General features: G+C 42.7%; 14 protein-coding genes. 2 read left to right on the plus strand and 12 right to left on the minus strand.

Translation table 11 applies throughout. The features are described from left to right. Positions 1 to 29: 29 nt before the first annotated feature. The 5 genes from AC3WVZ_RS22485 to AC3WVZ_RS22505 all read right to left on the minus strand — a co-directional run bounded on the left by AC3WVZ_RS22485 (position 30) and on the right by AC3WVZ_RS22505 (position 3,014). Positions 30 to 449: a DUF3888 domain-containing protein gene (locus AC3WVZ_RS22485; RefSeq protein ID WP_000717684.1), complete on the minus strand. Its 420-nt coding sequence runs from the start codon at positions 447 to 449 to the stop codon at positions 30 to 32. Between the two features lie 93 nt (positions 450 to 542). After that, on the minus strand, positions 543 to 776 hold the full coding sequence (gene moaD / locus AC3WVZ_RS22490; protein WP_000621778.1) for a molybdopterin converting factor subunit 1: 234 nt from the start codon (positions 774 to 776) through the stop codon (positions 543 to 545). Positions 777 to 778: 2 nt separating this feature from the next. Beyond that, entirely contained in the window at positions 779 to 1,243 is a 465-nt protein-coding gene (gene moaE / locus AC3WVZ_RS22495; RefSeq protein WP_000185942.1) for a molybdopterin synthase catalytic subunit MoaE, read from the minus strand. Beyond that, on the minus strand, positions 1,240 to 1,755 hold the full coding sequence (mobB, locus tag AC3WVZ_RS22500) for a molybdopterin-guanine dinucleotide biosynthesis protein B (protein ID WP_100651155.1): 516 nt from the start codon (positions 1,753 to 1,755) through the stop codon (positions 1,240 to 1,242). Before mobB ends, moaE begins: the two co-directional genes overlap by 4 nt. Continuing rightward, a complete protein-coding gene (locus AC3WVZ_RS22505) occupies positions 1,725 to 3,014 on the minus strand; it encodes a molybdopterin molybdotransferase MoeA (protein ID WP_100651157.1) in 1,290 nt (429 codons plus the stop codon). The genes mobB and AC3WVZ_RS22505 overlap by 31 nt, the downstream gene beginning before the upstream one ends. 83 nt (positions 3,015 to 3,097) lie before the next feature. On the opposite strand from AC3WVZ_RS22505, the gene moaC reads away from it, so the two are divergent. Next, entirely contained in the window at positions 3,098 to 3,583 is a 486-nt protein-coding gene (moaC, locus tag AC3WVZ_RS22510) for a cyclic pyranopterin monophosphate synthase MoaC (RefSeq protein ID WP_000094146.1), read from the plus strand. A gap of 37 nt (positions 3,584 to 3,620) precedes the next feature. On the opposite strand, the gene AC3WVZ_RS22515 is transcribed toward moaC, so the two are convergent. From AC3WVZ_RS22515 to AC3WVZ_RS22540, 6 genes are all read right to left on the minus strand, one after another. Continuing rightward, complete coding sequence (locus AC3WVZ_RS22515) at positions 3,621 to 4,634, minus strand: molybdopterin-synthase adenylyltransferase MoeB (protein ID WP_001158098.1); 1,014 nt, start codon at positions 4,632 to 4,634, stop codon at positions 3,621 to 3,623. 16 nt (positions 4,635 to 4,650) lie between these two features. Further along, complete coding sequence (gene moaA / locus AC3WVZ_RS22520) at positions 4,651 to 5,664, minus strand: GTP 3',8-cyclase MoaA (RefSeq protein ID WP_100651161.1); 1,014 nt, start codon at positions 5,662 to 5,664, stop codon at positions 4,651 to 4,653. Positions 5,665 to 5,863: 199 nt separating this feature from the next. Then, a complete protein-coding gene (locus tag AC3WVZ_RS22525; protein ID WP_233935426.1) occupies positions 5,864 to 9,793 on the minus strand; it encodes a BclA-related collagen-like exosporium protein in 3,930 nt (1,309 codons plus the stop codon). Between the two features lie 116 nt (positions 9,794 to 9,909). Next, on the minus strand, positions 9,910 to 10,233 hold the full coding sequence (locus AC3WVZ_RS22530; protein ID WP_001110858.1) for a hypothetical protein: 324 nt from the start codon (positions 10,231 to 10,233) through the stop codon (positions 9,910 to 9,912). A 20-nt stretch (positions 10,234 to 10,253) separates the two neighbouring features. Then, positions 10,254 to 10,478 (minus strand): spore germination protein, encoded by a 225-nt coding sequence (locus tag AC3WVZ_RS22535; protein ID WP_000512470.1) that lies wholly within the window; start codon positions 10,476 to 10,478, stop codon positions 10,254 to 10,256. Between the two features lie 77 nt (positions 10,479 to 10,555). Then, positions 10,556 to 10,861, minus strand: coding sequence for a rhodanese-like domain-containing protein (locus tag AC3WVZ_RS22540; protein WP_000141207.1), 306 nt, complete (start codon positions 10,859 to 10,861; stop codon positions 10,556 to 10,558). 197 nt (positions 10,862 to 11,058) lie between these two features. On the opposite strand from AC3WVZ_RS22540, the gene AC3WVZ_RS22545 reads away from it, so the two are divergent. Continuing rightward, the gene (locus AC3WVZ_RS22545) at positions 11,059 to 11,241 is read left to right on the plus strand and encodes a hypothetical protein (RefSeq protein ID WP_000175905.1); all 183 of its coding nucleotides are present in this window, start codon (positions 11,059 to 11,061) and stop codon (positions 11,239 to 11,241) included. 49 nt (positions 11,242 to 11,290) lie between these two features. Here AC3WVZ_RS22545 and AC3WVZ_RS22550 read toward each other — a convergent pair whose 3' ends face one another. Continuing rightward, a complete protein-coding gene (locus AC3WVZ_RS22550; RefSeq protein ID WP_100651165.1) occupies positions 11,291 to 12,415 on the minus strand; it encodes a homoserine O-acetyltransferase family protein in 1,125 nt (374 codons plus the stop codon). Positions 12,416 to 12,513 lie beyond the last annotated feature (98 nt).

The following is a 12,513-nucleotide window of genomic DNA, read 5'->3' on the forward strand; positions in this document are numbered from 1 at the left end:
TTACCTTTCTTTACTAAATGCATAGGTTATCACTCTAAGTCATTAGAGTGAGCTTTTATTTTTTCTTTTTCCCGTTCACAAACTTTTTCTGCAATAGCGTCAGAAACATTCTTTTCTCGCTCCACTTTCTTTATCTTTACGTGATCTAAATGGTCTTCCAAAGTAAGCGTAACTTTATCGTTCGGGGGATTATGCGCTCCTTGAAATGTAAGAAATTGTAGCTTCACTTCATACCTAGGAACAAATTCATCTTTCTTGCCGAGACGCTTTATATTTATGACTGAAGCACATTCATATTGATCTTCTGTCACTTGTCTAATAACTGAATAGTACCTATTTGATAATGCACTCTCTAAAAGCTGTTCTCTTGATTCTTTCGCGAAAGAATCACTTGGAGAAGAGAAAAAAGACGCACATAGCATTGTCATAACTACACATATTTTTTTCATAATTCCCTCCTTGTTCTATAGATTAGTGTTCTCAAAACTGCCATAAAAAAACGACTTTCCCTATATAGGAAAGTCGTTTTAATGAATCCAATATTAACCACCGCTCACTGGTGGGATTAGTGCAACAACATCACCAGATTGGACCCTGTCATCTTCATTTGCATATTCTTCATTAATCGCAACCATAATTGGCTCTGAAACTGGTACATTATATTCGTTCGCAACAACATCTTTTAACTGTGCAACCGTAATATTTTCTTTCTCTATTTGTAATTCACTTGTCCCTGCTTCTTCTTGCAAGTGCGCAAATAACAATACTCGAATCATACTTATAGCTCCTTCCCAGGCTCTCCCGCCGGATATGGTGTTTTTTCTAATTGATCACCAATCCATGAGTCACCATCTTCCCAAAACTCCTTTTTCCAAATCGGAACAATTTGTTTTATGCGTTCCATAATATATTCGTTCGCTTCATAAGCCGCTTTACGGTGTGGTGTTGAAACAGCAACAACAACCGCTATATCAGAAATTTGCAACGTACCGATGCGATGTGTAATCGCAACGTGTGTACCTGGCCATTTCTCTTTCACTTCTAATCCGATTTTCTCTAGCATCTTTTCTGCCATCGTTTTATAAGCGACATATTCTAAGTATAATGTACGACGCCCTTTCGTAAACTCTCTAACCGTTCCAATAAATGTTGTAACAGCACCGCATTCACGTCGAATTACTTTCTTCGTTACCTCTTCAATCGAGATTTCTGTATCAATTACTTCATAATATGTATTTGTCATTTCGCACTCCTAACCGTTTGTAAAAACCAGTCTATGTACAACTCTTCTTCTGTTATATGAAATACTTTATATTCTTCTCGTATATTTACTGGGACATCATACCACGTAATAACCGCCACTATATTTTCTACTTTATGTAAAAGCTCAGCATCTTCCGCAGAACGAAGTAACACTACTTTCGGGTAGTTCTCTTTTTTATAGCCCTCTATTAAAATTGTATCCACTTTAAAAAACTCATATAAGCGAATAATTTCTTGCAAGGACCATTTCTTTCTTAGTGAAGAAAGTGAAAGTAATCCAGCACCTTCTACACTACTTACGACAGCACCAGCTTTACGGTGTCTTTCGCTATCTTTTTGCGCTACTTCTGGAAAACCTCCGTGCCCGTGATGTTTAATTGTAGCAACTTTCATTTCGCTTTCGGCTAATGCATGCACAATTTTCTCTACAAGTGTCGTTTTTCCGCTATTTTGATACCCTACTATTTGTAAGATTGAAGGGGCTCCGCCCATGGCCACTCACATCCCTCAGAGTGCTCTAACAATAATACGGATACTTTCATTCCGGTCTCAAATCCTCTCGTTCCTCCGGGTAACACGATAAAAGCATTCGCATCTGCAAGTGAAGATACCGCACTCGATTTATCTAAACCAACCGGCATCGCTTGTAACGCCCCATCCACAATTGTTACGTTCGCTCTTACGAAACGAGTAAATGGATTTGGCTTCGGAAAATCTTTTTGTAAAATAGCATCCGCTCTATATACGTGAGGTTCCTTCGCATACAAATACGTTTTTATAATTGGATGCACAAATAATTCAAAGCCTACATAACAAGCAGACGGATTTCCTGATAAACCAAAGAGTAACTTTCCATCAACTTCAGCTACTGTCGTTACACTTCCGGGCCTCATGGCTATCTTATTAAAGAGTACATTTGCCTGTAATCTTTCATAAATAGCTGGTAAGTAGTCATAATCTCCTACTGATACACCGCCTGTTGTAATTAAAATGTCGACCTCATCCATCGCTGATTGAACAGCTGTAAAACATGCATCTAACTCATCCGCGAGTTGACCATAATAACGAACTTTCCCGCCAGCTTTCATAATTTGAGCTGCGATCATATACGAGTTACTATTTCTAATTTTCCCCGGTTCTAACGGCTCATGTACTTCTAATAATTCACTTCCTGTCGTTACAATACCGACAACAGGCTGTTTTACAACTTTCACCGTGCTATATCCAAACGTTGCTAGTAAGGCCGCAACACCTGGATTAATTGCAACACCTTTCTTAACGAGAACTTGATTTTGTTTTATATCTTCTCCTTTAAACGACACATTGTCACCGTTATTAAAAGGGCGTTTTAACTTCATATATGTTTTCCCGTTCTTCTCAAACCCTTCTGTCAGCTCTAGCATTACGACTGCATTGCAATCTTCTGGAATAGCTGCTCCTGTCATAATGCGAATTGCTTCAAAAGCTCCTACTTCCTCTAAAAAAACGGAACCCGCCCCGATTTCTCCTATTACTTCAAATTCAACTGGATTCTCTTGAGTTGCTTCTTTCGTATCTTCTGCTCGAATGGCGAAACCATCGTAAGGGGAACGATCAAAATGAGGAACGTCATGATCTGAGACAACATCTTCCCCGAGAATTCTCCCGTAACTTTCCGTAATAGAAATTTCTTCTACTTCACCATGCTTCGCATATTTCATTACCCGTTCTACTGCCTCAGCAACTTGAATTGGAATTCGTTTTTCTACCATCGTTTCTCACCTCATATTTGCAATTTTTTTTATCTCGATTAAACTTTATATATTCAATAGAAATTACTTCAAGGAGGAATTCCATGTCTTCATTTACACATTTCAATGACCAAGGACGCGCAAAAATGGTTGATATAAGCGACAAAAAAGCAACCGTTCGAACAGCAATTGCGTGCTCTAGCATTGTCGTTACGAAAGAAATTTACGATAAAATCTCTCACAATGAAATTGGGAAAGGTGACGTATTAGCAGTTGCGCAAATCGCAGGCATTATGGCTGCGAAACGTACTTCTGATATTATCCCAATGTGCCACCCTTTATTATTAAAAGGTGTTGACGTTTCTTTCGATTGGAAACAATCAGAAGAACAATATCGTTTACTCATTGAAGTAAAAGTTAAAACAGAAGGTAGCACCGGTGTTGAAATGGAAGCTTTAACAGCTGCTTCCGCTACCGCTCTTACTGTGTATGATATGTGTAAAGCTGTCGATAAAGGTATGATTATCGGTGAAACGTACTTACTTGAAAAAACAGGTGGAAAAAGTGGAGATTATACGAGAAATTCATAATCCTCTCTCCGTTGAGCCTAAAGGGTTTCCTTTAGGTTCAACCTATATATCTTGCATATAAACTTTTCGCTACATTCATATCATTCGTCCCATGAATGAACGCCCTGCCATCTGTAAATAAAACAAAACGATATTCTTCTACCGGAAATGATAATAAATAAGGTGTCGCCTTTATCTCTACGCTTCTTTGTAAGCGTTTTTTAATTTCTTCTAAATTAAAATTCTTCCGCACACCCGGGCGAATTTGTACTGTATTCCGCCCACATAACACTTCTGTTTTCGTTTGTCCTTCAAATGTTAAACTCGGATATGTACGTAACCTTCCGCAAGATAAACAAGTATCTTTTTTCTGCCTATTCACTTTAAATGCCATCTGTTGATTATTCCAAAGATCAAACGATAACATCGTTTCACGAAGCGCACCAAAGTCTTCTACTAATATTTTCAGCGCTTCCGTAATTTGATGCGCAACTACTAATTGTACTGCCGGTTGTATAATACCAGCTGTGTCACATGTTGCACCGCTCGCTGGATGCTCCATTAAACAGCGAAAACACGGTGTTTTCCCTGGTAAAATTGTATACGTTACTCCGTAGCTTCCGACACACCCACCATATATCCACGGAATATTATACTTTTGTGAAATATCATTAATAAGAAGACGCGTTTCAAAATTATCTGTCGCATCTAATATTAAATCTACATCATTCACTAATTCTTCCATTTCTTGCACCGTTACATCCGTCACAACCGGATTTATTTCCACCTCAGAATTAATCGCTTTTAAATGTTCTGCAGCCGCTATCGCCTTCGGTTTATACTGCTTTGCATCTTCTTCTGTATATAGTTGTTGTCTTTGTAAATTACTCCATTCTACATAATCACGGTCAGCAATCGTTACTTTTCCAACACCTGCTCTAACAATCGCTTCTGCATTTGCCGCACCGAGAGCACCAGCACCAATAATAAGCACATGCTTCTCTCTTATTTTTCTCTGTCCTTCTTCTCCAACACCAGAAAATAATATTTGTCTTGAATATCGCTCCTGCATGCGATAGCCCCCTTTCTTATCCTCCTATATAAGACATTTCGATTTTCGGACGATTTTTTGCACTTTCTTCTGTTCGTTCATCCGAATACCTATCTTTTCTATTCATCCATACATCTTGTATAACACTTAATAACTCCTCATCCGAAAGATTTCCTCTAAGAAGTTCTCTTACATCCAAACCCTCTGTCGCAAATAAGCACGTATAAAACTTTCCATCTGCCGAAATTCTCGCCCTCGTACAAGAGACACAAAATGACTCAGAAACAGATGTAATAAAACCAACTTCAACATTTGTTCCAACGTACCGATATCGCTTCGCAACTTCACCAAAGTAATGCGCTTCAGCTGGCTCAAGTGGATCCATCTTATGAATCATCTCAATCAATTCTCGTTTTGTAACGACTTGATCAAAATTCCACCCATTTGTACTACCAACATCCATAAACTCAATAAACCGAAGCGTGATTCCTTGCTCTTTAAAATACGCAGCCATCGGAAGTACTTGATGATCGTTCATCCCTTTTTTCACAACCATATTTACCTTTACTTCCAGCCCCGCCTCTTTAGCTGCTATAATTCCCTTAATTACCGGTTTCGTATTAATATTTCGACCATTAATATTCTTAAATATGTCGTCATCTATTGCATCTAAACTAACATTCACTCTATGTAATCCAGCTTCTTTTAATGCCTTCGCTTGTTTCGTTAAATGTACGGCATTTGTCGTTAACCCTATATCTATTAGCCCATCAATTTTCACAAGACGTGCAATAAGTTTTGTTAAATCTTTACGAAGTAGTGGCTCACCGCCAGTAATTCTAATTTTTCGTACACCAATGTTAACAAATAATTTTGCCAAACGCTCAATTTCATCAAAAGTTAGTAAAAACTCATCTTTCAAAAAAGCATAATCTGACCCAAATATTTCCGCTGGCATACAATATGTACATCTAAAATTGCAACGATCAATGACAGATATACGTAAATCTTGAATTGGGCGTCCAAAAAAATCTTTAACCATCTCCTGCATCGCCACCCTCCCTTTCTGCCAAATTTCTTTCTTTTCATTCTATTATAATATATTTTCGAACTGCGATGTTTTTGCTCAAGAGAATAATGTGAAACTTTAAATAATTAGAGGGGATCCACTCCCCTGGTTAACGAGGTTTACTTACAAATACAAAGATAAAAAAACCTTGAAACATAAAAGTTTCAAGGTTTTCTGCTTATTAACTTAATCTAATAATAGTTAGGGTAGCCCCTGGCGTTGCTGTAGATAATGTAGCTACTGCAACTACTCCAAATAACTGTAAGCTAACAGCGGCTCCAGCAGGCAAGTTAGCGATTATTGTTGCACTAAATGAACCAGTAGCCACTGTCGGGGCATTTATCGTTCCCGCAAGCGGACTGCCATTTACAGTTATACGAGAACTTACAAGTAAACCTGCCGTTAAATTAATTGTATAGGCTATATAATAGTTTCCTGCATTCGCAACTGTAAATACAGTATTTCCACCACTAACGGTTATTCCTGGTCCAATATTTTGATTGTTCGGTAACGGTACGTTCGTACCCCCTAATAAAACGGAAATAGCGGTTCCTGATGTATTATTCGCAAACGCATACGTTGCAGTTGTACTAACTCCAGTCGCCCCGGTCGCTCCAGTGGCTCCAGCTCCGGTTGGACCTGTATCTCCAGTTGGACCTTGTGAACCGGTTGCTCCTGTAGCCCCCGTTGGACCTTGGATTCCTTGCGGGCCTTGAATTCCTTGGGGACCTTGAATCCCTTGTGGACCTGTCGCTCCGGTTGCTCCTGTAGCTCCCGTTGGACCTTGAATTCCTTGCGGGCCTTGAATTCCTTGTGGACCTGTTGCTCCTGTAACTCCCGTTGGACCTTGAATTCCTTGCGGGCCTTGAATTCCTTGGGGACCTTGAATCCCTTGTGGACCTGTCGCTCCAGTTGCTCCTGTAGCTCCCGTTGGACCTTGAATTCCTTGCGGGCCTTGAATTCCTTGTGGGCCTTGTGGGCCGGTCGGACCTATCTCTCCTTGCGGACCTTGGATTCCCTGTGGGCCTTGTGCCCCGGTTGCCCCTGTCGCTCCTTGGATTCCTTGAGGACCTTGTGGACCTTGAATTCCTTGGGAGCCGGTTGGACCTATGTCGCCTTGTGGGCCTTGAATTCCTTGGGGACCTTGTGCTCCGGTTGCCCCCGTTACTCCTTGGATTCCTTGGGGACCTTGAATACCCTGTGGACCGGTTGGACCTATCTCTCCTTGAACACCTTGGATTCCTTGCGGGCCCTGTAAACCCGTCACTCCGGTTGCTCCCGTTGCTCCTGTTGCTCCTGTCACTCCAGTTGAGCCTGTCGCCCCGGTATCTCCTGTTACTCCTGTCGCACCTGTTGCTCCTGTCGGGCCAGGTGGTCCACCTGATGGACCTGTCACTCCTGCCGGACCTGATGGCCCCGTTGGGCCGGTCGGTCCTGCTGGTCCTCCTGACGGGCCAGTCACCCCTGTTGGACCGGTTACTCCTGTTGGACCGGTAGTTCCTTCTCCCGTCGCTCCGGTTGCCCCCGTATCTCCTGTTGCTCCCGTCGGACCTTGCACTCCTTGAATTCCTTGTGGTCCTTGCACTCCTTGTGCACCTGTTGCTCCTTGAATCCCTTGTATTCCCTGCACTCCTTGTGCGCCCATCGGACCTGTTGGACCAATCGCCCCTTGTATTCCTTGCACTCCTTGGGGCCCCTCTGGACCGGTTGCTCCTATTTCCCCTTGTATCCCTTGAATTCCAGTTGCTCCTTGTGCTCCAGTTGCTCCCGTTATCCCTTGCACACCTTGTATTCCCTGTATTCCTTGTGGACCTTGTGGGCCGGTTGCTCCTTGCACTCCTTGAATGCCTTGTATTCCCTGAGGACCCTCTGGACCCGTTGCTCCAACTGGCCCTTGAACACCTTGTATTCCTTGCGGGCCCTGCAGTCCCTCTGGGCCTTCTGGGCCGGTTGGACCTATCTCTCCTTGTATCCCTTGGATTCCAGTTGGACCTTGTGACCCAGTCGGACCTATGTCACCTTGCGGACCTTGGATTCCCTGTGGGCCTTGTGCTCCTGTTCCCCCTGTCGCTCCTTGGATTCCTTGAGAACCTTGTGGGCCTTGAATTCCTTGGGGGCCAGTTGGACCTATGTCGCCTTGTGGGCCTTGAATCCCTTGCGGACCTTGATCTCCTGTGGCCCCCGTTACTCCTTGAATTCCTTGGGGACCTTGAACACCTTGTGGCCCTGTTGGACCTATCTCTCCCTGCACACCTTGGATTCCTTGCGGACCCTGTAAACCCGTCACTCCGGTTGCTCCCGTTTCTCCTGTCGCTCCTGTCACTCCAGTTGAGCCTGTCGCCCCAGTATCTCCTGTTACTCCTGTCGCCCCGGTTGCTCCTGTCGGGCCAGGTGGTCCACCTGATGGACCAGTTACTCCCGCCGGACCTGATGGCCCCGTTGGGCCGGTCGGTCCTGCTGGTCCTCCAGACGGGCCTGTTACCCCTGTTGGACCAGTTACTCCTGTTGGGCCTGTAGTGCCTTCCCCTGTCGCCCCAGTTGCTCCCATATCTCCTGTTGCCCCCGTCGGACCTTGGATTCCTTGAATTCCTTGTGGACCTTGCACTCCTTGTGCACCCGTCGCTCCTTGAATTCCTTGTACTCCTTGCACTCCTTGTGGCCCCATCGGACCGGTTGGACCAATCGCCCCTTGAGCACCTTGCACTCCTTGTGGCCCCTCTGGACCCGTTGCTCCTATTTCCCCTTGTATCCCTTGAATTCCAGTTGCTCCTTGTACTCCTGTTGCTCCCGTTATCCCTTGCACACCTTGTATTCCCTGAATTCCTTGTGGGCCTTGTGGGCCTGTTGCTCCTACCGGTCCTTGAATGCCTTGTATCCCCTGTGGACCCTCTGGACCCGTCGCTCCAACTGGCCCTGGCACACCTTGTATTCCTTGCGGGCCCTGCAGTCCCTCTGGGCCTTCTGGACCTGTTGGTCCTATATCACCCATCGGACCTTGTATCCCTTGAACTCCCTGTGGCCCTGTTTCTCCTGATGGCCCTGGTACTCCTTGTATACCTTGTGGACCTTGATCTCCTGTGGCCCCTGTTACCCCTTGTGGCCCTATAACCCCCTGTATACCTTGTGGACCTTGATCTCCTGTTGCTCCCGTTGCCCCTTGAATACCTTGAACTCCTTGTATTCCTTGTTCACCAGTTACTCCCGTCGGACCAGGAATACCTTGAATACCCTGCGAACCTTCTGGACCTGTTGGCCCAATTGGTCCTTGAATCCCTTGGATTCCTTGCAAGCCCTGTGCTCCCGTACTTCCAGTCGGACCTGTACTTCCCGTTGCTCCTGTTACCCCTGTATTTCCTGTAGCCCCAGTATTCCCCGTTGCTCCAGTCGCACCTGTACTTCCACTCGGTCCACCACCTGGACCTGTCGCACCAGTCGGCCCCGTCGGACCAGGAGGTCCTCCAGATGGTCCAGTTATTCCAGTTGGACCTGTTATTCCAGTCGGGCCTGTTATTCCAGTCGGGCCTGTTATCCCCTGACCAGTTGCTCCAGTCGCTCCGGTTGCACCTGTATTTCCACTCGGTCCTGGTGTTCCTTGTATCCCTTGTGCTCCTTGTATTCCTTGTGGACCAGTTGCACCCGGTAACCCTTGGACGCCTTGAATTCCTTGAGATCCCTCAGGTCCCGTCGCTCCAATTGGCCCCTGTAATCCCTGTATCCCTTGTATACCTTGTGCCCCAGTCGCTCCCGTTGGACCAATCGGACCTTGTAGCCCTTGCACACCCCCCGGTCCTGTCGCTCCAGTTTCTCCTTGTGGTCCTCTCAATCCTTGTGGCCCCTGCTGTCCTTCTGGTCCAGTTGCACCTATTGGACCAACTGATCCTTGTATCCCTTGCACACCTTGAGGTCCTGTCGGGCCCATCTCCCCCATCGGACCTTGTAATCCTCTTGGTCCTTGAGGTCCTGTTGGGCCTTGTGGACCGGTTGGACCAGTAATCCCTATACCTGTAAATCCAGTTGGAACAGGGGGGAAAGTAGGCCCAATAAGTTCTGGTGGAATTCTAAAATTAGAGCTTAACGAATTTTGCTTCCGATTATTATCACGATTCTTCACACTTTCACCACCTACAAACCGTCTTTTTCATAATAAATAAGCCTCTTCTTAATCTATTTACAAAAATAATTTCCAAGACTATTTTTATTTTAAATAATAAAAACTCCCTTAATTCCTTAAGGGAGTCCTGCAATTGAATCCATATTATCTGTATTAGGGACAGCTTGTGCTATACCCGATGTATTTACACTTTGCCCCATATTTGTTCCTGTTACAGTACCAGCAGGAGTGCCTCTTGTATATGTTGTCGTCACCGAATCACCTGGCTGTAAACAAAGCTTCGTCTCCGTCCCTATTACTGTAACAACATCAACCCAAGTGCACCCCATTGAACCACTATATGATTTCGAAGCAGTAAATGAAGTATCACTCAAATTATCACCGGTAAATATATTCCCAGTGTTATTCACAATAACAAATTCTTTTATATGAGCAGGCATAATTACACTCTACCTTTCCTCTATGAACCTAATGTACGTGTACTTGTTGCTAACGGCGGAAGAAACACTGATGTTCTAATGACTGCTTCTGGCTGTCTTTTCCCATTTAAAAAAACAGCCGCACTCGACCCTCCAGCACCTGCATATACTTTTGCTACAGCTAAAGGCGAGATATCATAACAGTCGCCGACATTAACAGCTCCTGTATTATTCATAATTTTTACTTTACGCAAATTAATCCCCATTTACCCCTCCTCCTTTTTATACTGTATGCAAAAGAAAAAAACTTGAAACAGACTCGTTTCAAGTTTTTAACTATTAACTATTTCGTTTCACCTTCATATTGAAGCATACCGCCAACCATATTCACTGTTTTAAATCCTTGCTCATTTAAATAATGACATACATTTTCACTGCGCATTCCTGAACGACAAATAAAGATATATTCATTCTCTTTATTAAAGAAATCTACTTTATGTGGGATATCGCCCATTTTAATATGTACAGCTTCTGGAATCTTTCCTGCCGCTACTTCTTCATCTTCTCTTACGTCTACTAAAAATAACGTTTCTCCATTTTCTAAACGCTCTTGTACCTCTTCTGTAGTAATTGTTTTAACTTCTGTCATATGTAGTTCCTCCTTATATACAATAAAACCTTTAGTTTCTTTTTCACAAACATTCTCTACCAATTTTAGCACGCAAAAGAAAGAACGCAAAGAATCGAAAAACTATTTCTCAATTTTCTCGCAAAACTTATTCTTTACAAACATAACTCTTGCATTGTATCCTCAATATACTTGTCTTATGAAAGGAGCCAATGAAAATGACACTTTCCCTTTTCATAATGGGCATCATTTTCTTAATCGCTGCAATTATTACTCTTAGTATGAAAAATACTAAAAAAATAAAATCACCCCAAGAAATGTCATTCTTATTTCTATTGCTTAGTATCGCATTCTTCGGTATAGCAATTGCCACATATATTTTCCGTCTACAAATCATGTAAAAAAAGGTGCCTACTACAAACATTGCACCTTTTCCCCATCATTTGTCTTCTAAACAAAACTAGATACTTTCCGATTTAAAAATTCATAAACTTTCTTTTCAAATAAATGAATATCAAATGCTCCCGCCATATGCCCATTTATACTTTCTATCTCATACAATTCCGCATACTTCCCTTGTTTTTGCAAAATATCTACCATTTTATAGTTGTAACGAGACGGCTGAAGCAAATCTTGTTTACATGGAATCATAAGTACATTCGCTTCTATGTTAGAAAGAGATTCTTCTAATGAAGAAAAACCATGTGCAATATCATGCAATAAAACTGCCTTTGCAGTATACATCCATGAATTTGCATCTACTAACTCTATACTTCTATATGTCGCTTTATTTATCTCTTTTTCAAATGATGTTAGTGTAGAAAACTTTTCATAAGGTTCTATCTCTATACTATTACGAGGAAATGCCATTTCATAAAAACGCTCATCAAACGCGTTCATAAACATCATTCTATTTGCTAAATGAAGCCCCTTTATCGGCTGCTCTTCTCCATATTTTCCACCTTTCCAACTTGGATCCAGTTGAATTGCTTCAATCGCATTTTGCGCTACGTTTACTGACGTAATAATTGGATTTTGTGGGTTCGTAATAACGCCAATCATCCGCTCTACCATATGTGGATAGTGAACCGCCCATTGTTGTGCAATCATTCCCCCTGCCGACGGTCCAATTACAGCGTTTAACCTTGAAATTCCCATACCTTTTATTAACTCATATTGCATACGAGCTACATCAAGAAATGTAAAAACCGGAAAATCCATAGCATATTCTTCTCCAGTTTCTGGATTAATCGATTTCGGTCCTGTTGTAATCACATATGGATTTCTCACCTGCACATTACAAAGATTATCTGTACATATAACAAAATACTTATTTGTATCAATTGCTTTTCCAGGTCCAATGAGCCCATCCCACCAACCAGACTCCTCATCATGCACTGTATATTTTCCTGCCGCATGACTTGTTGCACTAAAATAATGACAAACCAAAATCACATTTGACCTTTCTCTATTTAACGTACCATATGTCTCGTATCCCATTTGAACAGGAATTTCCCTGCCATTTTCAAACGTAAACCCTTTTAAAACAAACTTCTCCTTTTTTACAATTTGCACAGATTCTCCCTCTTCCCGTTATAGTATGAACTGCTTACTAAAGATTTTTTTCCATGCAAACTAATCTCCTTCTTCTTTTCATAAATAAATGAATAATA

The organism is Bacillus sp. CPT56D-587-MTF (assembly GCF_058792335.1).

Coding starts and splice junctions, on each gene's coding strand:
- AC3WVZ_RS22485 (WP_000717684.1), bottom strand. CDS start 449: ATGAAAAAAATATGTGTAGTTATGACAATGCTATGTGCGTCTTTTTTC.
- moaD (WP_000621778.1), bottom strand. CDS start 776: ATGATTCGAGTATTGTTATTTGCGCACTTGCAAGAAGAAGCAGGGACA.
- moaE (WP_000185942.1), bottom strand. CDS start 1,243: ATGACAAATACATATTATGAAGTAATTGATACAGAAATCTCGATTGAA.
- mobB (WP_100651155.1), bottom strand. CDS start 1,755: ATGGGCGGAGCCCCTTCAATCTTACAAATAGTAGGGTATCAAAATAGC.
- AC3WVZ_RS22505 (WP_100651157.1), bottom strand. CDS start 3,014: ATGGTAGAAAAACGAATTCCAATTCAAGTTGCTGAGGCAGTAGAACGG.
- moaC (WP_000094146.1), top strand. CDS start 3,098: ATGTCTTCATTTACACATTTCAATGACCAAGGACGCGCAAAAATGGTT.
- AC3WVZ_RS22515 (WP_001158098.1), bottom strand. CDS start 4,634: ATGCAGGAGCGATATTCAAGACAAATATTATTTTCTGGTGTTGGAGAA.
- moaA (WP_100651161.1), bottom strand. CDS start 5,664: ATGCAGGAGATGGTTAAAGATTTTTTTGGACGCCCAATTCAAGATTTA.
- AC3WVZ_RS22530 (WP_001110858.1), bottom strand. CDS start 10,233: ATGCCTGCTCATATAAAAGAATTTGTTATTGTGAATAACACTGGGAAT.
- AC3WVZ_RS22535 (WP_000512470.1), bottom strand. CDS start 10,478: ATGGGGATTAATTTGCGTAAAGTAAAAATTATGAATAATACAGGAGCT.
- AC3WVZ_RS22540 (WP_000141207.1), bottom strand. CDS start 10,861: ATGACAGAAGTTAAAACAATTACTACAGAAGAGGTACAAGAGCGTTTA.
- AC3WVZ_RS22545 (WP_000175905.1), top strand. CDS start 11,059: ATGACACTTTCCCTTTTCATAATGGGCATCATTTTCTTAATCGCTGCA.